This window comes from Alcaligenes sp. Me129 (assembly GCF_050487245.1).
Lineage (GTDB): Bacteria > Pseudomonadota > Gammaproteobacteria > Burkholderiales > Burkholderiaceae_B > Alcaligenes > Alcaligenes phenolicus.
In genome coordinates, this window is sequence record NZ_JBKQGX010000013.1 from 1 (window position 1) to 23,282 (window position 23,282).

Annotated in this window: 19 protein-coding genes; 9 read left to right on the plus strand and 10 right to left on the minus strand. The window is 57.2% G+C overall.

What is annotated here, in order from left to right; genetic code table 11:
• Positions 1–699: 699 nt before the first annotated feature.
• A complete protein-coding gene (murI, locus tag ACLPGZ_RS13625; protein WP_429641524.1) occupies positions 700–1,536 on the minus strand; it encodes a glutamate racemase in 837 nt (278 codons plus the stop codon).
• 163 nt (positions 1,537–1,699) lie between these two features.
• Positions 1,700–3,046, minus strand: a complete 1,347-nt coding sequence (gene aptA / locus ACLPGZ_RS13630) for an omega-aminotransferase AptA (RefSeq protein WP_257112249.1) — start codon at positions 3,044–3,046, stop codon at positions 1,700–1,702.
• A 100-nt stretch (positions 3,047–3,146) separates the two neighbouring features.
• Between aptA and ACLPGZ_RS13635 the strand changes: the two genes are divergently transcribed.
• On the plus strand, positions 3,147–4,070 hold the full coding sequence (locus ACLPGZ_RS13635) for a LysR family transcriptional regulator (RefSeq protein ID WP_088450695.1): 924 nt from the start codon (positions 3,147–3,149) through the stop codon (positions 4,068–4,070).
• A 50-nt stretch (positions 4,071–4,120) separates the two neighbouring features.
• Here the strand turns inward: ACLPGZ_RS13635 and ACLPGZ_RS13640 are convergent, their stop codons facing one another.
• Positions 4,121–4,537 (minus strand): lipocalin-like domain-containing protein, encoded by a 417-nt coding sequence (locus ACLPGZ_RS13640; RefSeq protein ID WP_035271977.1) that lies wholly within the window; start codon positions 4,535–4,537, stop codon positions 4,121–4,123.
• Positions 4,538–4,653: 116 nt separating this feature from the next.
• A complete protein-coding gene (locus ACLPGZ_RS13645; RefSeq protein ID WP_226349819.1) occupies positions 4,654–6,081 on the minus strand; it encodes an aminotransferase-like domain-containing protein in 1,428 nt (475 codons plus the stop codon).
• 233 nt (positions 6,082–6,314) lie between these two features.
• Between ACLPGZ_RS13645 and ACLPGZ_RS13650 the strand changes: the two genes are divergently transcribed.
• The 3 genes from ACLPGZ_RS13650 to ACLPGZ_RS13660 are packed head-to-tail and all read left to right on the plus strand — an operon-like array spanning position 6,315 to position 9,167.
• Positions 6,315–7,967 (plus strand): cbb3-type cytochrome c oxidase subunit I, encoded by a 1,653-nt coding sequence (locus ACLPGZ_RS13650; protein WP_376910620.1) that lies wholly within the window; start codon positions 6,315–6,317, stop codon positions 7,965–7,967.
• Between the two features lie 4 nt (positions 7,968–7,971).
• The gene (locus tag ACLPGZ_RS13655; protein WP_035271983.1) at positions 7,972–8,580 is read left to right on the plus strand and encodes a cbb3-type cytochrome c oxidase subunit II; all 609 of its coding nucleotides are present in this window, start codon (positions 7,972–7,974) and stop codon (positions 8,578–8,580) included.
• Positions 8,577–9,167 carry a c-type cytochrome gene (locus tag ACLPGZ_RS13660; RefSeq protein ID WP_137431200.1) on the plus strand — a complete coding sequence of 197 codons (591 nt, stop codon included), beginning with the start codon at positions 8,577–8,579 and terminating at the stop codon, positions 9,165–9,167. Before ACLPGZ_RS13655 ends, ACLPGZ_RS13660 begins: the two co-directional genes overlap by 4 nt.
• Before the next feature lie 1,089 nt (positions 9,168–10,256).
• Here the strand turns inward: ACLPGZ_RS13660 and ACLPGZ_RS13665 are convergent.
• On the minus strand, positions 10,257–11,117 hold the full coding sequence (locus ACLPGZ_RS13665; RefSeq protein ID WP_429641528.1) for a DMT family transporter: 861 nt from the start codon (positions 11,115–11,117) through the stop codon (positions 10,257–10,259).
• Between the two features lie 677 nt (positions 11,118–11,794).
• On the opposite strand from ACLPGZ_RS13665, the gene ACLPGZ_RS13670 reads away from it, so the two are divergent.
• The 4 genes from ACLPGZ_RS13670 (at position 11,795) to ACLPGZ_RS13685 (ending at position 14,856) form a co-directional block, all read left to right on the plus strand.
• Complete coding sequence (locus ACLPGZ_RS13670) at positions 11,795–12,277, plus strand: AmiS/UreI family transporter (RefSeq protein WP_429641530.1); 483 nt, start codon at positions 11,795–11,797, stop codon at positions 12,275–12,277.
• A 111-nt stretch (positions 12,278–12,388) separates the two neighbouring features.
• The gene (locus ACLPGZ_RS13675) at positions 12,389–13,564 is read left to right on the plus strand and encodes a transporter substrate-binding domain-containing protein (RefSeq protein WP_429641532.1); all 1,176 of its coding nucleotides are present in this window, start codon (positions 12,389–12,391) and stop codon (positions 13,562–13,564) included.
• Positions 13,565–13,567: 3 nt separating this feature from the next.
• Positions 13,568–14,257 carry an ANTAR domain-containing response regulator gene (locus ACLPGZ_RS13680; RefSeq protein WP_026484656.1) on the plus strand — a complete coding sequence of 230 codons (690 nt, stop codon included), beginning with the start codon at positions 13,568–13,570 and terminating at the stop codon, positions 14,255–14,257.
• A gap of 170 nt (positions 14,258–14,427) precedes the next feature.
• Complete coding sequence (locus ACLPGZ_RS13685) at positions 14,428–14,856, plus strand: hypothetical protein (protein ID WP_429641534.1); 429 nt, start codon at positions 14,428–14,430, stop codon at positions 14,854–14,856.
• A 2-nt stretch (positions 14,857–14,858) separates the two neighbouring features.
• Here the strand turns inward: ACLPGZ_RS13685 and ACLPGZ_RS13690 are convergent, their stop codons facing one another.
• Genes ACLPGZ_RS13690 through ACLPGZ_RS13705 form a run of 4 tightly spaced genes read right to left on the minus strand, consistent with a single transcriptional unit; the run spans position 14,859 to position 20,654 of the window.
• Entirely contained in the window at positions 14,859–16,292 is a 1,434-nt protein-coding gene (locus ACLPGZ_RS13690; protein WP_060186341.1) for an efflux transporter outer membrane subunit, read from the minus strand.
• Positions 16,289–19,405: a MexW/MexI family multidrug efflux RND transporter permease subunit gene (locus tag ACLPGZ_RS13695; RefSeq protein WP_035271993.1), complete on the minus strand. Its 3,117-nt coding sequence runs from the start codon at positions 19,403–19,405 to the stop codon at positions 16,289–16,291. The genes ACLPGZ_RS13690 and ACLPGZ_RS13695 overlap by 4 nt, the downstream gene beginning before the upstream one ends.
• On the minus strand, positions 19,402–20,475 hold the full coding sequence (locus ACLPGZ_RS13700; RefSeq protein WP_009459332.1) for an efflux RND transporter periplasmic adaptor subunit: 1,074 nt from the start codon (positions 20,473–20,475) through the stop codon (positions 19,402–19,404). Before ACLPGZ_RS13700 ends, ACLPGZ_RS13695 begins: the two co-directional genes overlap by 4 nt.
• The gene (locus tag ACLPGZ_RS13705; RefSeq protein WP_143241159.1) at positions 20,472–20,654 is read right to left on the minus strand and encodes a hypothetical protein; all 183 of its coding nucleotides are present in this window, start codon (positions 20,652–20,654) and stop codon (positions 20,472–20,474) included. Before ACLPGZ_RS13705 ends, ACLPGZ_RS13700 begins: the two co-directional genes overlap by 4 nt.
• Positions 20,655–20,756: 102 nt before the next feature.
• Here ACLPGZ_RS13705 and soxR point away from each other — a divergent pair, with 102 nt between their 5' ends.
• The gene (soxR, locus tag ACLPGZ_RS13710; RefSeq protein WP_009459330.1) at positions 20,757–21,233 is read left to right on the plus strand and encodes a redox-sensitive transcriptional activator SoxR; all 477 of its coding nucleotides are present in this window, start codon (positions 20,757–20,759) and stop codon (positions 21,231–21,233) included.
• Here the strand turns inward: soxR and ACLPGZ_RS13715 are convergent.
• Positions 21,230–23,221: a BCCT family transporter gene (locus ACLPGZ_RS13715; RefSeq protein ID WP_035271998.1), complete on the minus strand. Its 1,992-nt coding sequence runs from the start codon at positions 23,219–23,221 to the stop codon at positions 21,230–21,232. The genes soxR and ACLPGZ_RS13715 overlap by 4 nt on opposite strands.
• Between the last annotated feature and the right edge of the window lie 61 nt (positions 23,222–23,282).

Sequence of the window (23,282 nt, forward strand, 5' to 3'; positions counted from 1 at the left end):
GGCTTGGCAGGCATATGGCGGCTTGATAGATGGTTTGTTACGGTGGCGTGGTTTGGCGGGGTTTTAGGCGTTTTTTTATGCTTTAGGCTCAAAGTTGTTGTTGTTGTTGTTGTTGTTTGCTGAGCTTGAAGGTGGAGCAGGCTTGGGGGCGTTGGTTGCTGCAGAGTGGGGGGCAGAGCACTCTTCGTAGGCCGCTACTCGGGGTGCTGGCACAGGGGCGCGGGGCGGACCACTTGCCGACGCTGCGCGTCGGTCCCCTTGGCAGAGTGACAATCGGGGCGCAGCCTGAACTCGCCCGGTGGTTTGTCCCCCGGACAATCCACAAGCGTCGGGCTCAAGCAGCAGGCTGCTTGCATCCCCGATCGTCACTCCGCCTGCGGCAAGTGGTCTGACTCGCCCCGCGCCCCTGTGCCAGCACCCCGAGCAGCTTTCATAGGCTTCAAGAGTGAGGCCTGGAGTCTTTGTTTGGGTGGGTTGCTGGTTTGAGTTGCGATGGGGCAGGCTTGTTGTTCGGGCTGACTTTAAAACCGTCCGGGGGGAGGGGCGTCATGTCATCACGTCAGTTCGAACGCTGAGTCGAGTCGAGTGGAGAGGGTGAATGGGGGGCGGTGGACCGCTAAAGCTAGTGGTCAATTAGCTGGAGCAGCCAATTCAAGCTGCTCTTATTGAACATGGTGAGAGATTGAGTAGAGGCCGTTTTTACAGCACGTTTAGCGAATGTATGGGGAATGCCAGCATGGTGGGTTCGCTCAGTCCTGTCAGGGCTTGGATGACTTTTTGGGCTTGGTCCACGGGGGCGCTGCTGATGAAGGCGCTGTTGCCTGCCTGGGCTTGTGTGTTCAGGCAGTTGGCCTGCTCCAGGCGACGGTGCACTTGGGCGGCGACGGCAAAGGAGGGTTCCAGGATATGGAAGCGCGAGCCGCTGATGGCTTCGATTGTGGGACGCAGAAAGGGGTAGTGTGTGCAGCCCAGGACCAGGGTATCGGCCTGGCTTTGCAGGGCGGGGGCCAATCGTTCTTTGAGTTCTGCTTCGATTTCCGGGCCTGACAGTTGCAGGGCCTCGACCCGGTCGGCCAGCCCTGGACAGGGAATGCGTATGACTTCCACGTCGCTGGCATAGCGGTCAATCAGGCTTTGCAGGCCGCTGCTGTCCAGGGTGCGGCTGGTGGCCATCAGGGCGACGCTACGGCTACGGCTCAAGGTGGCAGCGGGTTTGATGGCGGGTTCGATGGCGATGATGGGGATGGAGAGCCTGGAGCGCAGGGCGGGGGCGGCTACCAGTGTGGCGGTGTTGCAGGCGATGACCAGCGCCTTGCAGCCCTGGTCTACCAGCAATTGAGTCATTTGCAGGGTACGCTCCACAATCCATTCGGGGGATCGGTCTCCGTAGGGAGCGTATTGGGAATCGGCCAGGTAGAGCAGATGCTCGTTGGGCAGGGATTGGCGCAGGGCACGCCAGATGGACAATCCACCCACGCCCGAATCAAACACGCCAATAGGGGCTTGTGCAAAAACGGTGGGGCGGGATGGACTCATGGCGCTGAACGATGCTTGTGGGGCAAAAATTCTATTATGGCGCTTTTGTCGTGTTTGGAGCAGAGGCTACAGCCTGGTTTACAGCGGCTGTCTCCTTTAGGCCCTGTTCCAGGTCTTGGTTGGTGTGTGGGGCGGTCTTTCCATGACCGCCCTGTTGCTGCGTTCAAGCCAGGTTCTTCAGGACGCCTCCCACTGCATCGAAGAGTGAGTTGAGTTGCTCGGGGGTAGAGGTAAAGGTGGGGCCAAATTGCAGAGTGTCGCCACCAAAGCGTACGTAAAAGCCCTGTTTCCACAGTTGTAGTCCCGCTTCAAAGGGGCGGATGGCGGGGTCGCCATTCCGTGGGGCGAGCTGGATGGCACCTGCCAGGCCGCAGTTGCGGATGTCGATGACATTCGGGCTGTCGCGCAGCTGGTGCAGGGCTTGTTCAAAATGCGGAGCCAGTTCAGCGGAGCGTTGCAGCAGATTGTCCTGTTCCAGCAACTCCAGGGCAGCCAGTCCGGCGGCGCAGGCGACGGGGTGGGCAGAGTAGGTGTGCCCGTGGCTGAATTCCACGGCGTGCAGTGGCAAGTCCTGGCCCATGAAGGTTTGGTAGATTTCCTTGCTGGCAACGACCGCGCCCATGGGGATGGCACCGTTAGTCAATTGCTTCGCCATGGTCATGATGTCGGGGGTGACGCCAAAGTATTCGGCCCCGGTATAGGTTCCCAGGCGGCCCAGGCCGGTGATGACTTCATCAAAGACCAGCAGAATGTTGTGCTGGTCGCAAATCTGGCGCAGGCGTTGCAGGTAGCCGGTAGGTGGCACCAGTACGCCTGCCGATCCGGAGACGGGTTCGACAAACACGGCGGCGATGGTGCTGGCGTCGTGCAATTCGATCAGTTTCAGCAGTTCGTCGGCCAGGGTAAGGCCTCCTGTTTCGGGCTGGCCGCGCGTGAAGGCGCAGTCTGCTTGCAGTACGTGGGGCAGGTGGTCGGCATCCATCAGTTGCCCGAACATCTTGCGATTACCGCCTATGCCCCCCAGGCTGGTGCCGGCCACGTTCACGCCGTGGTAGCCACGAGCACGGCCAATCAGACGGGTTTTGGTCGCCTGGCCTTTAATACGCCAGTACGCCCGCACCATCTTCACGACGGTGTCGGTACATTCAGAACCGGAGTTCGTGAAGAAAACATGATCCAGACCGTCAGGGGTGTGCTGGGTCAGCTTGTCGGCCAGTTGAAAAGCGGCGGGATGTCCAAACTGAAAGGCAGGGGAGTAGTCCAGTTGACCAAGTTGACGATGCACGGCTGCCTGGATTTCATGGCGAGCATGTCCGGCACCACAAGTCCAAAGCCCGGACAGGCTGTCAAAAATCTGGCGGCCATCCTGATCGTACAGCCAGTTGCCTTCGGCTTTGACCACCAGGCGCGGGTCCTGCTGGAAGTGTCGGTTCGCGGTAAAGGGCATCCAGTGGGACTGGAGATTGAGTTCACTGGCAATCTGCTGTGGCGCAAAGTAGGGTGAGTTCATGGTGGCCTCCTCAAGGCGGTGAATACCCCCAGTGTAGGCAGCTAAGTTGTTGAGTAAAATACGTTTTTATTTAACTTCACTTATTGTTTTACTCACCTATATGCAACTCAAAGGACTCTTGCAGGTTTCCGATTTTGATTTGCGTCTACTGCGTGTGTTCAGAACAGTAGCGCAAGTGGGCAGCTTTTCAGCCGCGGAAGGCGTGCTGGGCATTACACGTTCGGCCATTAGCTTGCATATGAGCGATCTGGAAAAACGTTTGGGTGGAATCCGGCTGTGTCAGCGTGGCCGGGCGGGTTTTGCCTTGACGGAAGAAGGGCGACAGGTATTGCGGGCCAGTGAAACCTTGATGGCGGCGGTGGAGAATTTCCGCAGTGAGGTGAACCAGCTGCATTCCAGTTTGCGGGGGGACTTGAATATAGGCTTGATGAATAGCCTGATCTCGCAGCCTCATATGCACATCACCTCGGCCTTGCGTGCCTTGCGGCAAAGCAGTGAGGCGGTGCGCGTCCATATCAGCATGAGTACGCCGGGTGAGATTGAGCGTGGTTTACTGGATGGCCGCTTGCATATGGGCGTGCTGCCTGAAACTAATGCCTTGAGCGGGCTGGAATATCGCACGCTTTATGCCGAACCTTATTTTCTGTATTGCTCCTGGGAGCATCCTTTGTTTGCCGCGGTGCAAAAAGGGACAGTGTCTCAGGAAGCCTTGCGCCGGGCTGCGGCCATTGCGCCTGCTTATCGCATGAGCCCGGAGGCGATCGGACAACACCAGGATCTGAATTGTGTTGCCACAGCCAGTGACCGGGAAGGAATCGCCTTTTTGATTTTGACGGGGGAGTACATCGGTTTCTTGCCCGAGCACGTGGCGGCTCGCTGGGTAGAGAAGGGCCAGATGATTGCGGTGGACCCGCAGCAGCGTCAGTTCACGATTCCCTTGTCCTTGGCCATGCGTAAGGACAGGCGTGCACACGCGATTGTGGATTATTTTCTGGGCCTGCTCGATAACGAGGCTCAAAACTGAGGTGGCCAGCAAGGGCTGGCCGCTAGTGAGGGAGAGTCTGCTTAGCCTGGTCAGGCTCGGTGCCACAACAAGGTGCCCACTCCCAATTTGCCGGCGACTACCACGGGGTCACGGGTGATCAGTTCCAGAGCGCCTTGCGTAAAGCGCGCCAGTCGTGGCTGGGGAACCCCTACCCAATCGGGGTACAGGGACATATCAACAAAGTGGGTAACGCACTGGGTGGCCTCATCTACTTCAAACGTCCCAGCGTAGGCCAGATACGTATCCAGTAGCGATTGGCAGCTGTCTTGTACCGTTCGGGTGCTGCTGCCCAGTTGTGCCCCTACATAACCTGTTTCTGTATAGATCAGCTGACCGATAGGATTAGGCCCCAGTCCGGGATAGCTGGGCGAGCCATCTTCCGGGACAAAATCAAAGGACACCAATTGCCAGACACCGATCAGCTTGCTACGTAAGGTATGGGCCATCAAAAACTCCTGAATAGACAGTGTTGTTGCGTTATGTAACTGAGTCATCGTGCTGTCTTTTCGTTTGTTATTCAATGACTTGCCTATTCTTATTTTCTATCGTCAGGCACTACGCTTCATGACTTTTTAAGTGGCAATGGTCGGCATAAATTACCCAGTATTTCCAGCGCGTGATCGCTGTGTTCTGTCCACGGATGGCCAAAGTTAAGACGCAGGCAATGGCTGTAATTCTGGGTAGTTGAAAAGATGGAGCCTGGTGCCAGACTGATGCCTTGTGACAGGGCCAGGCGATGCAGTTCCAAGGTCTGCACACTTTTTTCCAGCTCTACCCACAGGAAGTAGCCGCCCTCGGGGCGGGTGGCCCGAGTTCCTGCGGGGAAGTAGCGTCCCAAGGCTTTGGAGAACTGCGCATACTGGTTTTTTAGTTGAGTGCGTAAACGGCGCAGGTGTTGCTCGTACGCACCTTTTTCCAGGTAGCTGGCCAGGGCCAATTGGGTGGGCACGGGAGACGTCAGGGTAGTAGTCAACTTGGCCTGGGCGACTTCACGTATATAGCGTCCCGGCACAGCCCAGCCGATGCGATAGCCGGGTGCCAGGGTTTTGGAAAAAGAGGAGCAGTGCATCACCAGTCCCTGACGGTCAAAGGCTTTGGCGGGGCGGGGGCGCTCCGTGTCGAAGTACAGTTCGCCGTAAACATCGTCCTCGATCAAGGGGATTTCATAGCGGGCCAGCAGCTCGACCAATTGGGCTTTTTTCGCATCGGGCATCAGGCTGCCCAGCGGGTTCTGGAAGTTGGTCATCAGCCAGCAGGCTTTGGGGGCGTGATGTTTGATCGCGTGTTCCAGCGCTTCCAGATCAATGCCTTCACGCGGGTGGGTGGGCACTTCCAGTGCTTGCAGCTTCATGCGTTCCAGCGATTGCAGCGCGGCATAAAAGGTGGGCGATTCCACGAGCACAATGTCACCCGGTTGAGTTACCGCTGCAAGACATAGGTTCAGCGCTTCCAGAGCTCCGTTGGTAATCACAATATCGTTGGCATTGATGGCCATGCCTTGAGCCAGATAGCGCAAGGCAATCTGGCGACGCAGGGGAGCGTGGCCTTGGGTCAGATCGTCCACGCTGGCCCAGGGATCTTGCTGTTTCAGACTGGCAGACAAGAAGCGGCCCAAGCGTTCCAGAGGAAAGAGCACAGGGCTGGGGAAAGCGGAGCCTAAAGGCGCTACGGAGCGCTCTGAACTGGATTGCAGGATCGCCATGATCAGGTCGCTATTGTTAACGCTGGTCGCTTGCAGCGGTGGCTGGGAGGCCGTGTCCGCCTCCAAGGTATGAGGCGCCAGGCTGGAGCAGACGTAGTAGCCCGAACGAGGACGCGCCTTGATTAAGCCTTGTGCTTCCAGTCGGTAATACGCCTGGAAAATCGTCGAGGCACTGATCTTGTGCTTATCCATCAATTGACGCACAGAGGGCATGCGCTCGCCTGCGGCAACTGTGCCGTCAAGAATGGCCTGGGCCAGTTCCTTGGCCAGCGTCTCGTACAGTTTCATGTCCTTCTGTGCTCCATCTGATACGGTAATTTCAATAAATGTGGTTTTTTTATTATCTGATGGGTATGTCTTCAAGCACAAGCAAACGGCAATTTGCGGGGCTTTCAGGACAACTGATAGGGTTTTTTAAGCTTTAACTGATTCTTGGAATGCTCTGTGCCGACAGGTAGCCTTGCCGGGTGTTTTCGTCCGTGCCCGTGTGGGCTGCGGGCCTATCTAATCAGAGGAATACCATGAACCCGACGGCGCTTTTGCTTGCCGCATTCATCCTGTCGATTGCCGGGCTTTTTGCCTTTATCTGGTCCTTGCGCAAGGGCCTGTTCGATGCTGACGTCAGTGGTGCGCGCACTATTTTTCACAAGGGCGAAATCGGCCAGCCCGAAGAACCCTCGGCCGATGCTGCCCAACGGCAGGCGCTAAGCCTAGCGGCGGCTGACCATATTGCAGAGAACCATGGTCAGCAAACCAGCGCGCTTGAAATGGCGGCGCGTGAACAGGCCGACCGTTCCAGTTCCATGCCTGCGTTCTTACTGATTGTCTGTGCGGTGGTCTGGCTGGTGGTGGCCTCGTTTGCGGGTTTGATCAGCTCCTTGAAACTGCACTGGCCCGAGTTTCTGGGTGACGTTTCCTGGTTGAGCTTTGGCCGTCTGCGCACGATTCACCTGAATGGCGTGGCATATGGCTGGGCACCCATGGGCTTGTTGGGGCTAACAATCTGGATGTTGCCGCGCTTGCTGCAGACCCCTTTGCTGGGTGGCCGTTTGGTGATGGTGGGCGGTCTGGTCTGGAATGCTGCGCTGGTGGCGGGGATTGGTGCTTTGGCCATTGGCTTGAATGCGGGTTTGGAGTGGTTGGAAATCCCCTGGCAAATCGGTGTGCTGTTCGCCTTTGGCGGCATGATGATCGGTATGCCGCTGGCCTTGATGCTCTCGCAACGCAAGGTCAAGCACTTGTACGTGTCGGTGTGGTACATCGGCGCGGCGCTGTTCTGGTTCCCCATTCTGTATCTGGTCGCCAAGGTTCCTGGCGTGCACTTCGGGGTGGAACAAGCCACCATGAATTGGTGGTTCGGGCATAACGTGCTGGGCTTGTTCTATACCCCCATGTCGATTGCCGCTATTTACTACTTCCTGCCCAAAGTCATTGGACGCCCTGTGCGCTCCTACAACTTGTCGCTGCTGGGTTTCTGGACGCTGGCCTTTTTCTACGGGCAGGTCGGTGCGCACCATTTGATTGGTGGTCCTATCCCTGAATGGCTGATTACCTTGTCCATCGTGCAAAGCGTGATGATGGTGATTCCGGTGCTGGCCTTCTCGGCTAACCAGCATTTGACGCTGAAGGGGCATTTCAGTGCGCTGCGTCACTCGCCCGTTCTGCGTTTTATTGTCTTTGGCGCCATGATGTACACCGTCGCGTCCCTGCAAGGTTCTGCTGAAGCCTTGCGTTCGCTGAATTCCATTACACACTTCACGCACTTCACGGTGGCTCATGCTCATCTGGGTATGTACGGCTTTGTGACCATGGTGATTTTCGGCGGAGTGTACTTTGCCTTGCCTCGCATTCTGAACACGGCCTGGCCCCGGCCTGCCTTGATCTCCTGGCACTTCTGGCTGGTGGTGGCTGGCTTTGCTGTGTACATGATCACGCTCAGCATTGGTGGCGTGCTGCAAGGTTTGGCCTTGCTGGATCCTGCCCGTGGTTTTATGGAGTCGGTGGCAGTCACCATGCCCTGGTTGCAAGGCCGTTCTATTGGCGGCGCCATGATGACGCTGGGCCATCTGGTCTTCGCCCTGCACGTATTGCTGATGATTGTGAAGTCGGGTGCGTTTGCCTTGACCGAGTCCCGCTCGGCTGCAGTGGGCCGTACCGCTGAGCTGGAGGTTTAAGGTCATGGAAAACGAACTGAAGTTGATCATCGGGTCCATGGTGACCTTGTCCTTGGCAACGGCCGCCATGATTGTGGTGCCTTTTTTGCAGTTGAAGGATGAGCCTGCTCCTGAAGGTTTGTCGCCTTATACCAGTCAGGAAGTGCGGGGTCGGGCGGTGTATCGGGGCAATGGCTGCATTACTTGTCACACGCAGCAGCCCAGTACAACGGGCGCGGGTGTAGCGGATGCCAGCCGTGGCTGGGGGCGTGCTTCGGTCGCCGGGGATTATCACTACGACGACCCACCTTTGCTGGGCACCATGCGTACCGGGCCGGATCTGTTCAATATTGGTGTGCGTCAGCCTAGTCAGGATTGGCATTTGGGGCACTTGTACGATCCGCGCGCTTACTCGCCGGGTAGCAATATGCCTCCCTATCGTTTCTTGTTTGAAGCCAAGAACCCGGATCAGGTGCAGCCTGACGAGCGCGTCGTGAGTCTGCCGCCGGGTGTGGCACCGGAGGGCAAGGTGGTGGTAGCCCGTCCGGAGGCCTTGGATCTGGTGGTGTATTTGCAGTCACTCAAGCATGTGTATCCGATCTTGAGTGCTGATGTGGTGGGGAGTGAGGAATGAACCGGCCTGTTCAAAGTCGTCAAAGCGAGAATGCTGATCCCCACGAGCAGTACAACCCGATTCCGCGCATAGTGATTCTGGTGATTTTGGCCTTGCTGGCCTGGGCTGTGTATTACATCGTCTCGGCTCAGCCCAACAGCTCTCCGCGTTTGGGGGATCAGCGTCCTTTGGCGGTTCTGGCTCCTGCGCCTGGCAGTGTATCTGCGGATGGCAAGCAGCTATATGCCAATGCCTGTGTGGCGTGTCATCAGGCGACGGGGCAAGGTTTGCCAGGGGTGTTCCCGCCTTTGGCGGATTCAGAGTGGGTGAAGGGTGACCCCAAGGTACTGGCGCAACTGGTGCTGCACGGGGTCACGGGAGCTATCACGGTGAAAGGCCAGGAATATCAGGGGGCGATGCCTGCATTTGCAGAGCAGTTTAGTGATGCGGAGCTGGCGGCTGTGTTGAGCTTTATTCGCCATGAGTGGGGGAATGAGGAGGATGCCATTACCCCCGAGTTTGTTGCTGAGGAGCGGGCTGCCAGTGGGGATCGTAGTCAGCCTTGGCAAGGGGAGAAGGAACTGTTGGAGTGGATTGCGGCGCATTGAGGTGGCTGCGATGAGTTCTTCTGGAATTAATAATTAGAAGCACGTTTTGAAACGGTAGCACGCCGGGAACAGGCCCCCGGCTTTTGAACCGATATCTCGCCCGACCCCAGGGTTGGAGATGTCGGTTTTTTTTGTTTAGTGTCTCTGTGGGGACGCCGCTTGGGGGCCGGGTCCAGGGGGGCGGGCTTGACTACTTGCCGATGCTGCGCATCGGTACCCTTGTCGATTCTGATATCCGGGCGCCCTGTGAACTCGCCCGGTGATTGGTCCCCCGGACCAATCACAAGCGTCGGGCTCAAACAGCACAGGGCTTGCATCCCGGATATCAGAACCGCCTGCGGCAAGCAGTCTGAATCGCCCACCCCCCTGGGCCCGGCCCCCAAGCGGCTCACAACGGAGAAATATAGAAAAACCGATTTTGGACGGGAGAAAGTGCTGGTTGTAGAGGGGACGGGGGCTGTGTACCGTTTCTAGGCTTGGCGCTTGGTAGGCTGGGTCTGTTGTCGGCCAAGTTGTTGAGATGGATTGAAGAGGCACTGCGGTTGAGCGCAGTGAGGCTAGTTGAAAAAGCCCAAAAGTAAACATTACTGATGATCAACGTGCTCGCAGTACTCACACACTGATGATTGGCATCAATCTGTAGCGAGAACTTGTAAACCAGGGGCTTTTAGAGGGGGCTTTGAGGGTTGCTGCTTAAAAATGGAGATCCAGGCATTGGATCTGTGTATGCAGCACTTGGATCTTGGAAGCAAACCGGCTTGAGTCGTGGAGTTGCATCACTGTGAACCACTTGGGGCCCTCTGCAGGGATTGGGCGGATCAGAGTACTTGCCGCGGTCAGGAGATAGCGTAGGGATGCAAGCGCCCTGTTGTTTGACCGGGGCGCTTGTGGTTCGTCCGGGGGACGAACCACCCCGGGAGTTCAGGGTGCGCCCGTAGCTATCTCCTGACAAGGGTACCGGTGCGCAGCACCGGCAAGTGCTCAGCCCAATCCCTGCAGAGGGCCCCAAGTGGTGGCTTCACGGAGACCGATCTCATCATTCAAAGACCGATTTAACTCTCCGTGAAACCCCACTTATAAAAAGCAGACTTACGCCGCCTTCTTCCGTAATGTCAGCCACAGACCCGCCAAGATAGCCACCAGTCCCAGCCCTGCGCGAGCTGCCAAGGTATTCCCCAGAATCAGGAAATCCAATCCCGCCGTCACCACAGGAACCAGATAAAACAGGCTAGTGACATTGACCAGATTCCCGCTGCGAATCATGCGATACAGCAGCAACTGGGCCAGCACAGAAATCACCAGGCCAAGCCAAATAACAGGCCCCCAAAAGCCCAACGTATTCTCCCAGCGGATTTCCTGTCCTAAACCCAGGGACACCAGAATAAACAAGCCCAGAGACAAGGAGTATTGCAAGGGCATACCCTGCAACGCCCCCACAGGCTGACGCTTTTGAACAATCGTCCCGACGGTAATACTTAACAAAGCAGCAATCGCAAACACCAGACCCATTACGGACAAGCGGCTGACAATCAGACTTTGATATACCACCAGAATCAGCCCGGTCAGGGACAGAGCCAAACCGGCCACACGGGTTAGGGAAAAACGCCGCTCGGTCAAAGCCAAGGTCAGAATTGGCTGCACACCCAGGATCGTCGCCAGCAGACCCGGCGTGATTCCTTGAGCCAGGGTTTCAAAATAGAAAAACGAATACAGCCCGATCATCAGCAAACCGCTGATAGCTGGCAGCAGACGTTGCCCTTTGGGTGGTAGCCAGCCGCCATTGAAGTGCCCCAGCATGATCACCATCGGCAGGGCAATGGCAAAACGCAGGATCAGCATGGCCATAACCGAGCCATGATCCAGACCGATACGCGTGAAAATACCCGCGCTGCCCCAAAGCAGCACGAACAAGGCAATAGCACCCGCTTGGGCGCGAGAAGAAGAAATCATGATGTTCTTTATCTGTCTAAATAAATTAGGTTTGTCTGCAAAGACATTCCAGGCGCATCAATGGCGCAGGAAAAGAAAAAGAGGTCTTAGGAGCAGACGCTGTAGACGCGTGTGTCGACGACGACGTCGGACACGACTGCGGCTTGATTGACGACGCCTGGGGCGACGACAGTCAACAGCAAGACAGATGGAGGGGAGCCCGCCCGCAGCGACGCGGCCCGCGACAGGGGCAGAGTGCTTGGCAAAGAGGATGCGGGGCGGTTCATGAAATAAGAATCAGATCGTTAAATCGATGAAGTACTGTAGCACAAAATATATTCAGCACGCCAATCATCAGCCGCTAGGGTAATCGCTAGTACAGGCGATAGTCCGGGCTATGTAAGAATTGCACCGATCGCGATTTCAGATCGCTGCGACATTTCCAAATAGATACGACATCCGCTGCCAATGCTGCCAGCGCCGATGCCGGGCAAAAAGGCCCAGACCGGTTCAATGCTTGAACCGGTCTGGGCCTTTTTGTTTGCCTGAAATAAATCCGACCTCGTAGTTAGGTTGCGAACTATCTGGAACCCTGCTTCGCGGCACGATGCCATCGCGATACACAGAGCTCACGCAGCGTCAGCAAGATCTGACGCCAGCCAGGCCGGAATCGTCACCTTGTTTTGGAGGCTTATGCCATGTTGGGTGTTGCGCTTTTCTTTATTGGGGCTGTGCTGATTGTGAATGGCGTGGGTTTGACTGGACGTATTGAACGTCGAGACCTGGCCCCCTTTAACTTGCTGGTGGGGCTGTTGGCCTTGTTCATCAATTTGCTGGGCTTGCAGCGCGGCGAGCAAATGGCGGATTACTTTGCCGTTGCTGGCGGGCTGCTGTTTGCCTTCACCTATCTGTATCTGGCTGTGGTGCAGTGGTATGGGCTGAAAGGAGTGGGCTTTGGCTGGTATTGCCTGTTTGTTGCCATCAGCGCACTGGCCTTTGCCGGGTCTGCCAGCGATCCGCGCTTGATCACCATGTGGCTTTTGTGGTCCAGCCTGTGGTTTCTGTTTTTCCTGGCCTTGGGACTGGGACGGTCCTTGCGTATCTTGCCTGCGTATACCGTCTTGATCGGGGCCTTGACCTGCTGGTTGCCCGGCACCCTGATCATGATAGATGCCTGGTAGTTTTCATAGGAGTGCAAGCGTGGTGGGGAGCCAGAGTAATGCAGTTTTTTGGAGTAACCTGATGCTCGCTCGTAGTGTTTACCGGCAGGTCCGTCGACCTGCGCCCCTACCATGCTAGACAGGAGATGGACTTTGGCTCACAACGAACCCGTACGCGTCGGCGTTCTTTATTCCGCAACCGGCATGACCTCTACCATTGGTCAGTCGCAATGGCAGGGCACCAAACTGGCGATTGAGGAAATCAACGAGGCTGGTGGCCTGCTGGGGCGTGAACTGGTGGCGGTGTGCTACGACCCGGCGTCCAAGCCCGCTTGCTACGCTGAACAGGCCGAGCGGCTGATTGTGCAGGATCGCGTCAATGTGATCTTTGGCTGTTATATGTCCAGCAGCCGCAAGGCCGTGATCCCGATTGTGGAGAAGTGGAACAAGCTGTTGTTCTATCCCACTCTGTACGAAGGGTTCGAGTTCTCGGGCAATGTGATCTATACCGGGGCCGCACCCAATCAGAACAGTGTGCAGCTGGCGCATTTCATGACCAGCAATTTTGGCGCGCGGGTCTACATGATTGGCTCGGACTATATCTACCCCTATGAGTCCAATCGCATCATGCGCGAGCTGGTCATGCAGCATCCCGATAGCAAAGTGCTGGGCGAACACTATCTGCCATTGGATGCCAGCGAGAGCGATTACAGCCTGATCATGGAAGACATACGCCAGAAGCAGCCGGACTTTATTTTCTCCACCGTGGTGGGGGACTCCACTGCCAATCTGTATCGCGCTTATGCCAATGCGGGCTTTAATCCGCAAACCATGCCCATTGCCAGTTTGACGACCTCCGAGGCCGAGATTGCCCAGATGGGCGCGGAAATTGCCTGTGGACACTTCACCGCCGCACCGTATTTTCAGTCCATCGAGTCGGAGGTCAATGCGCGTTGTCTGGCCAGTTTGCGCAAGCGCTTTGGGGCCGACTGCCACCCTAATCTGTGCTGGGAAGCTGCCTATTCACAGATGCATTTGTTCGCCAATGCGTATCGACAATCCGCCAGTGATGCGATCGGAGATCTGCTGCCCTACCTGCTGGGCAGTGAACTGGATGCACCTCAGGGGCGGATCAAGATCGATCCCAATAATCACCATACTTGGCTTTATCCACGGATTGGCCGCATCAATGCCGACGGCGAGTTTGCGATTGTGCGCCAGGCAACGCGCCCGGTCTCGCCCGACCCGTATCTGGTTACCCATTCCTTGGGCGACTGGACTGCCAAGCTGGATACTTTGGAGACATAAAGCGTGGCCAACTCCTCTTCCTACGGTGATGAGCCGGCAAACAAGCCCTTGCGAGTGCGGAATCGTTTTCCGCATGCCACCTCGCCGCAACTCAAGGAACTGCGGCAATTGACGATGGTGGTCATGCATCCGGACGATAGCGATGGCCGCTTGCTGACCCAGCAACTGCAGCGTATCGGGTGTTCGGTCCAGACGATCTGGCCGCCCACGCAAAACCTGCCTTCAGGAACGGATCTGGTGTTTCTGGCCGTGCAGCCTGATCTTTTGCACCTGCGCCTGGATTGGGTCTGCGAGGAGGAAGCCCCCACGATTATTGCCGTGGTCAATTATGAAAACCCCACGATCGTGTCGGCCGTGCTGGATTTGAATATTCAGGCGATCCTGCCGTCGCCCATTCGCTCTTTTGGCTTGTTGTCCACGGTAGTGCTGGCGCGCAAATACCATAAAGAGCTACGCCAGCAACGTCGGCTGATTAGCAAGCTGCAAACCAAACTGATGGGGCAGCGGCATGTGGCGCAAGCCAAGACGATCTTGATGCGTACCCATCAGGTGTCCGAAGATCAGGCCTATGATTTGATTCGTGAGCAGGCCATGAATAAACGCAGCACGATTGAGGATATTTCGATCGCCATTGTGAATGCCAGTGAAGTGCTGTCTCTGGGGCAGAAAGGTTCGTCCTTGCTGGGGAACTAACAAGGCGTTTTGGCTATGCTGATGTACGGTGGCTGGCTAGAGCAGGCGCGTGAGTGAAGCGATAGGCATAGGCTAGCTTGGTAAAGAGAAAAAGGCAGAAACACTCCCCGTTTTCATTCCTCCTACAATAGCGTTTTTCTAGAGTACGCCGCTGCCCAAGCGTAGAGATAATGAGCCATCAGGAATATGAACAGCCCCGGTCTGACCTTGCGGTGACATCAGAGCAGCGCGCTGCCTGGGTGCAACTGCAGAAAGACCGCGATCAGCTTTACGAACAATTAGAGACTCTGGAACGTGGTCATCTGGACTTAAGGAAATTCTTGCTCAAGGCCAAACGCAATAATTGGATTGCCTGCACTTTAGTGGTGATTTTTACCGCGCTTGGCTGGTTGCTGGATGCATCGGTCTGGCTGCGTTGGTATGTATTGCCGATTACGTTTTTCTGCTGCGCCTTGTTGTGGTTTGGCGGAAAGCTGCTGGATCGGCTGATGCAGAGCAAGATTGCGAATCTATCCGAGTTTTTGCAACAGACTGATGCACAAATAGAAAAGGGGCGGCCTATCTTCGAGACAGACCACCCCCAATCCGATCAAGCTTGAAGTTACTCAGTGGAGCTTGGTGTCGCCACTCCCCAACCCAAGGCCTGATACAAGGCAATTACATTCAGGTACGAGCCGGTTTCCGCTATTGCCAGCTCTTGCCGGGTCTGGTTCAGGCTGCGCTGATTTTCCAGCACTTGCTGATAGGCACCGGCTCCCACTTCATAACGCGTCAAGGCACGCTCATGGGCATTTTCCAGATGTGACGCTGCCCGCGTCAGGCTAAGCAGGCTTTCCTGATGTTGAGTCAGCCTTTGCAAAGAGCCCTGAATTTCTTCCTGAGCTTGCAACAGCACTTGTTGATAGTGCAGGCGTGATTCATCGGCCACCGCCTCCATGCCACGCAAGCGCGCTTTGGCATGGCCCAGGCGCAGGGCAGGCCATTGCATGGCAGGTGAAACATCAAAGGCACGGGCAGCATGGCCCAGGTCGCTACCTCGCAAAGCAAAAAAGCCAATAAAGCCAGCCAGATCCAGGCGGGGGTACAGCTCGGCGGTGGCGGCGGCCACTTCGTGCGAGCTGGCCAGGATTTCTTGCCGGGCGGCGCGTACGTCAGGCCGGTTGAACAGCATGGCGTTCACATCGCCTAAGGGCAAGGAAGCGGCCAAGGGTGCCTTGGCGCTGGGCAATGGCGTATCAATGCTCCCGGCTTGCCCGCCGCTTAGCACCTGGATGCGCAAACGAGCCAGTTCCAGGTCGCTGCGCAGTTGGGGCACCAGGGTTTTGGCACGCTCCAGACCAGCCTGGGCATTGTCCAGATTCTCCGGCAATTCCCGACCCAGCGAGACGCCAGCCTGCACCAGCCTGATCGTATGCTCCCAGCTGCGTACGTCATCCTCAGCCAGAGCCAGTTGCCGTTGCAAACCTTGGGCTTGCACGTATTGGCGTGCCAGTTCAGCCGCGATAGCCTGGCGAGTCAGATCCAGTTGGTCTGCACTGGCCTCGCTGCGAGCCTGTGCAGAACGGGCCAGTTGCTCCAGACGACCGAACAGATCGATCTCCCAAGTGGCCTGCATGCCCAGGCGCCAGTTCTCGGTAATACCGTGATCAATGGAGCCGTCGGGCGCGGCAAACTGTGAGCCGCTACGGTTATAGCTGGCGTGGGCCGTGATGGCGGGTAGACGGTCGTGTTGGCGCTCGTCGATCAGGGCGCGGGAGGCCCGCCAGCGGGCCTGTGCCTGGGCAATATCCAGGTTGTGATCCAGGGCCTTGGCAATCAAGGCGTCCAGCTGCGGGTCTTGCAGCAAGGTCCACCAGTTTTCGCGTTGCTCGGTGGCTTGAGCGAACTGGCTGTTCCAGTTGGTGTCGGTCAAGCTTGGAGCGGTGGGAATGGAGGTGTCCAGCCCCACAGCGCAACCGCTCAGGATCAGGCTGGGGATCACCAGTCGCAGAGCACGCGCCACAGGCGCTAGCCTGTTTGATAGTTGTGGCGTCATGATGAGTGTTCTCCAGTCGAAGGGCGCAGGGCTTGCGCCAAATCGCGCGCCCGCGGGGTGTCTGCTTGATGGGCGTGATCACGCGCCAGCAAGGTATACAAAGTCGGCAAGATAAACAGGGTGAATATTGTGCCGATCAACATGCCCGAGACCAGCACTACGCCCAGGCCAAAGCGGCTGTTAGCACCCGCACCGGAGGCAAATAGAAGAGGCACCAGACCAAAGACCATGGCCCCGGTTGTCATCAGCACAGGGCGCAAACGAATGCGGGCGGCTTGCAAGATGGCTTCGGGCTTTTTCAGGCCCTCTTTGAATTGCAGTTCATTGGCAAACTCCACCATCAGAATGCCGTGTTTGCTGATCAGGCCGACCAGCGTTAACAGACCTATCTGGGTGTAGATGTTGAGCGTGCCAAATCCCAGGGCCAAAGGCAGCAGGGCACCGCACAGGGACAAGGGCACCGTCACCAGAATGATGATGGGGTCCACCAGGCTTTCGTACTGCGCGGCCAGTACCAGGTAAATCACCACCAGTGCGGCCAGGAAGGCCCACACCAGAGACTGACTTTCCTGGGTGAATTGGCGCGACTCCGATTGCCAGTCATGCGTGAATCCTGCAGGCAATTGACGGGCGATGTCGTCCAGATAGCCCACCGCTTGTCCCAGCGTGACACCCGGTGCTGGAATGGCTTGCAGCGTGGCCGAGTTTTGCTGGTTGAATTGGCGCAGGCTGTTGGGCTCCACTTCGCTGTGGATTTGAACCATGGCCGACAAGGGCACCAGCTCGCCATTGGCGCTGCGTACAAACTGACGTGTCAGTGCTTGAGCCGTCAGGCGCAGTTCACGCTGGCTTTGTGGAATCACGTCATACGAGCGACCATCCAGCGAAAAGCGGTTCAGGTAATTCTCGCCCACCAGTACGGCCAGGGAATCAGCAATATCTCGCAGACTGATCCCCATGCTGGCCGCTTTGCTGCGGTCAATTTCCACGCGGGAAACGGGCTTGTTGTAGTCCAGATCGCTGTCTACCACGACGAACAATCCGCTTTCACGGGCTTGCTGTTTGACCCACTCCATCGTGTCGTACACCGTGCGGTAGTCGCCGGGGCTGCGCAGTACCAGTTGAACCGGTAGACCGCCGCTGGAACCGGGCAAGGGGGCAAGCTGGAAGGCGAAGATACTGCTGCCGGGAATCGCGCTGACACGTCCTTGCAGCTCACCCTGTACGGCGCTGGCATCGCGCTCGCGCTTGCTCCAGTCCTTCAGGTTGATCCCGCCAAAGCTGGCAGCCGGGCCGTCTGTCCCCACAATCAACCAGGTGCTTTCGGTTTCGGCCACTTCACGATACGTGTCATCCAGCAGCTTGCCGTCGCGCTCGGCATAGGCCAGGTTGGCATTTTGCGGAGCTTTCACGGCTGTCAGCACGCTGGCCTGATCTTCAATGGGAGCCAGCTCACTGTGCGTCATTTGATAGAGCACGGGCAGGCTGATAAAGACCAGCAAGGCCATGGCGCCCGTGATCCAGCGATGGCGCAAGGAGCGGGCCAGCAATCGACCGTAGCGGGCCGACAGACCACCAAAGAAGCTCTCTGCCAGGTGCGCCATGCGACCTTCATCTTGCTGTGAGGGCAGTAGCAAGGAACTCATCACTGGGGACAAGGTCAAGGCCACGACCCCGGATACCAGCACGGCACCGGCCAGCGTCAGGGCAAACTCTTTGAACAGTGCTCCAGTCAGGCCACCCATCAGCCCAATCGGGGCATAGACGGCGGCCAGGGTCAGGGTCATGGCGATCACTGGGCCGGCCACTTCACGTGCGCCCAATAAAGCCGCCACCACGGGTGAGCGTCCGGCGGCAATGTGACGGTGTACGTTTTCAACCACCACAATCGCATCGTCCACTACCAGTCCGATAGCCAGCACCATGGCCAGCAAGGTCAGCAAATTGATGCTGAAACCAAAGGCCAGCATCAAGGCGGCTGCTCCCAACATGGACAAGGGAATGGTAGCCAGCGGAATCAGCACGCTGCGGAAAGAACCCAGACACAGATAAATCACCAGCACCACGATAATCATGGCTTCGGTCAGGGTCTTGAGCACCTCATCAATCGAGGCCTGGATGAAGCGGGCGGTTTCAAAAGCCAGGGCCACTTCCACGCCGGGAGGCAAGGTGGCCTCAATGGCTGGGAGGCGATCACGAATGCCTTCCACAATCCGCAAGGGGTTGCCGCCGGGAGTGGGGAACAAGCCCAGGTGAATCGCGGGCAGGCCATCCATCAGGGCGCTGGTTTCCGTCGCTGCTGCTCCCAGCTCTACCTTGCCTACGTCGCGCAGTCTTACCAGCGAGGTGCCGTCTTCGCGCACGATCAGGTCCTGAAATTCGGCCACGCTGGTCAGGTCCGAATTGAGCTGAATATTGCTCAAGACATGCTGGCCTTTGACCATGCCGGGGGCGGCCTGATAGTTGTTGGCACGCACAGCCTGGGCAATATCGGCAGCCGTCAGTCCATAGCCCGCCATGCGATCCGAATCCAGCCACAGTCGCATGGCCAGTTTTTGACCACCAAAGGTCTGGATTTTTGCCACGCCATCAATGGTGGAGAACATAGGCTCCACCACGCGGGACAGATAGTCATTCAGTTCCGGGATGGAGATTGACGTCGTGGAAAAGCCCACATAGGCCACCGCAGTGGAGTCCCCGGAGGAACGTTCCACAACCGGGTCATAGGCGCCTTCAGGCAGGCGGTAGCGCACCTGGCTGACCTTGCTCATGACTTCGGTCAGGGCCTGGGTAGAGTCGCGGTTCAGCTCCATGCGCAGGGTCACGACACTGCGGCTTTGCACGGAGTTGGAGGACAGGTAATCCACCCCTTCCACCGAGGCCAGAGCCTGGGCGATGGGCTGGGTGACAAAGCCTTGCATCAGTTGTGCAGAGGCGCCGGGGTACTCGGTGGTAATCGTGATGGTGGAGTTCTCCAGCAGGGGATACTGCCGGATGGGCAGCTTGTCCAAGGAGAACAGCCCCAACATCAGGAGCAAGGCGCTGACCACCAGGGCAAGTACCGGCCGACGAACGAACAAGTCGGTAAAGCCGGGACGGGAGGTGGTGTTCATACGGGCTCCTTGTCCTTGGCGGTTTGTACTGTGGAGCCGTCCTGAATCTTGATCTGGCCGGCGCTCACAACCTTGTCGCCTTCTTTCAAGCCATCAATGATTTCGACACGCTCATCCCATTGCTCGCCAGTTTGTACGGCCACGCGCTTGACCTGCCACAGACCCTGATCCGTGGGGGAGGCCACAAACACGGTCTGGCCGTAGGCGGTGTAGGTCAATGCGGTTTCGGGCACGGTCAGGACGGGCGCTTCGGCGGGGCGCTTCAATTGAGCACGGGCGTACATCCCCGCTTTCAGGCGATTGTCCGGGTTGGGCAGCAGCGCTTGCAGGCGCACGGTGCGCGAATCTCCAATCAAGGGATCGATGGCGCTGATTTCAGCCTGGAAGTTCTCGCCTGGCCAGGCGTCCACCTGTACGTGCAGTGTCTGGCCCACCTTCAGGTCCGGCAGGCTTTGCTCTGGCACGGTCAGATTCACACGCAGTTGACTGTCATCGACCAGGCTGGCGATGGCTTGGCCGGGTTGCAAGTAGTGGCCCTGATGCAAGCTGGTGATACCGATGCGACCCGAGAAGGGGGCGGCAATCTGTTTCAAGGCCAGTTCAGCGCGTTGATATTGCAGTTGGGCCTGGGCCACAGCGTGATCGGCCTGGGCTTGATCCAACTGCTCCTGGGTAGCGGCTTGCTGTTCCTTCAGCTTGCGTACACGGGTGAGCTGAATGGCGGCCTGCTTGACCTGTGCCTGCTCGCGGCGCACGCTGGCTTGTTCCAGTTCGTCATTGAGCAAAACCAGTGGCTGGCCTGCCTTGACTTGCTGTCCGGAGGTGAAATCAATCTTGCGAATACGGCCGCTGGTCTCTGCACTGAGCAGCACTTGCTGCCAGGCTTCCAGTGCACCGACGGCATGCAAAAGACGAGGAGCGGTCTGGGACTCGACGCTGGATAGTTCGACGACGGCAGGCGGATAGGCTCCCCCTGCTTGAGCTTCTTGCGAGGCTGGCAGCAAACGCCAGCCTATGGCCAATACGCCGGCCAGAACGGGAATCATGATCCAAGTACGACGCGAACTCATGCTGCCGACCCTCCTGTCAGGGAAGAGGGCCACAAAGGCTGTTTGTTGGGAAGAGTCCAGCCGAATCGCTGATCACTTTGCGACCAGTCTTCGGGTTTGAAGTAGGTGGCTGACACAAGCTGGGCTTGCCGTAACCATGACAGAGGTCCGGCAAACAGAATCCAAATGAGGGGAGGCATGGCAGGTTCCTGTGACAACAAAGAGGCAGCCAACATGGCTTGCCTTAATTAGGTACCTGGACTATAAAACCTCAAGTTAACTTGAGGTCAAGGGGTGTCAAGATGGCAAAAACAGTGGATTTCAGTCGTGCCTTGACGGTGGGGGAAGTGGCCAAACGCAGTGGTGTCCCTGTCTCGACCGTGCATTTTTATGAAGCCAAGGGCTTGATTGCCAGTACGCGGAATAGCGGGAACCAGCGTCGTTTTGATTCGGTGGTTTTACGCTATATTGCGATCATCAAAGTGGCGCAGCGTACCGGGATTCCCCTGGAGGAAATCCACGAGGCCTTGCGTGGTTTGCCACCAGGCAGCAAGCCATCGAGCAAGCAATGGCGAGCCATGTCCAGCCGTTGGCAGGCCAGTTTGAATGATCGTATTGAGCAGTTGACGCGACTGCGCGATGAGCTGACCCACTGTATTGGCTGTGGGTGCTTGTCCATGAGTGAGTGTCCCTTGCGTAATCCGGCCGATATTCTGGGCCAGCAAGGGCCCGGTCCCCAGATTCTGGAAAGAAAACTGGAGACCGGAACAGAGGCTTAGCTCGGGTCGGGCGACTGCGCGTACAGCGCGGTGGCTTCGGAAGTGACCAGGGACTGATAGCGCTCGAAGTGGTTCAGGATGTCGTTAATGACCTGACTGGAGGACAGGCCCATCAAGTCATAACCCCGACTGCCATCGGCAAAGACAGTACGCACTTGCCATTCTTGAGGGCGAGCCTGTTCGTTGCGTGCTGCTGCCGCGGTAAAGCTGGCAACCCGACGAGCGCGCAACTCGACGCCATAGACAAAGTTACGCTGGTTGTCGGCCTGAATGGTCAGTTGGGCCGTATCCTGCTCGCTGGTCTCCAGGCTGACATTCAGGTTGCGTTTGCCCAGCTCGTCGGCCACGGCCTGCAAGGCGGGAACCACGGTTTCACCCATGAAGCGACGGGCGTCCCGCTGGTTGGGCGTGTGCAGGATCGTCGAGAGGCGTCGACGCCAGGACACTTCCGAGCCGGGAGCCGGGCCGGACATGGGACCTTGACGACGCAATCGTGACATATCTGCCTTCATGCCTTTGAACAGCCCCAGAATCAGCAAGAACATGATGATGGCAAAGGGCAGGGCACTGACCAGCGTGACGGTTTGCAAGGCTGTCAGACCACCGGCCAGCAAGAGCAGGGAGGCAGCGGTGCCTTCCAACGCGCACCAGTAAATGCGTTGCCAGACTGGAGCGTCTTCCACCCCACCGGCGGCCAGGGTATCGATAACCAAAGAGCCCGAGTCGGCCGAGGTCACAAAGAAAATGGCTACCAGAATAATTGCCAAGGTCGAGGTTACATTGGACCAAGGCAGGTATTCCAGGAACTCGAACAGGGCCACGGATGCATTCGCGGCAGCATCCTGGGCCAGTTGGCCCGCCGCCACACCCATATCCAGGAAGATGGCGGTGTTGCCAAAAACGGTCATCCAGAAGAAGGTGAAGACGGTGGGCACCAGCAAGACGCCCAGTACGAATTCACGTACGGTGCGGCCACGCGAGATGCGGGCGATGAACATGCCGACAAAGGGCGACCACGCGATCCACCAGGCCCAGTAAAACAGGGTCCAGGCTTTCATCCAGCTTTGCCCGCGGAATGCTTGTGTACTAAATGAGCGTGCAAAGAAGTTATCGAGATAACCGCCGATATTCTGTACAAAAGCATTCATCAAAAAGGCTGTAGGGCCGACGGCGAGCACAAACAGCATCAAGGCAATGGCAACCAGCAAATTCAGTTCGGACAGGCGACGAATGCCAACATCCAATCCGCTGACAACAGATAGGGTAGCCAGCGAAGTAACCACCACAATCAAAATAATTTGTAGCCAGGTTTCCTGCGGCCAGCCAAATAAATGCTCCAGACCAGCATTGATTTGAAGTACGCCCAAACCCATGGAGGTAGCAATACCAAATAGCGTGCCGCAAACAGCGAAAATATCCACGCTATCGCCAATCCAGCCTTCGATACGCTTGCCAAATAAGGGATACAGGCCCGAGCGAATGGTCAAAGGCAGGTTGTAGCGAAAGCAAAAGTAAGCCAGCGACAAGCCAACGACCGCATAGACGGCCCAGGCGTGAACGCCCCAGTGAAAGAAGGTGATGATCTGCGCCTGATGGGCGGCTTCCACTGTGCTGGCCAGGCCCGAGGGCGGGGCCGAGAAGTGTTGCAGTGGCTCGGCCACGGCAAAGAACATCAGGCCAATCCCCATACCGGCAGCAAATAGCATCGCCATCCAGGTGAGATAGGGGTAATCAGGCTCCGAGTCGTCTGGCCCTAATTTCAAATTGCCGTAGCGGCTTAATGCCAGATAGACGACGGCAAAGAAAAACAGGGCCACAGCCAGGATATAGAACCAGCCGAAACTTTTGATGACCCAGTTTTGTAACTGCTCAAAAATAAGTGCGGCGTCTTTAGGGAAAATAATCCCGATCAGCAAAAAGACCAGGACGATAAAGGTAGATCCCCAGAACACCCGTGGATGTAGCGTGCTTTTAAAAGGCAGCCCCATGTCATGCTCCGTTTGTAACTAAGAGGGCACAGCTTAACGAGAACGACTGCCGGTTGAAAGG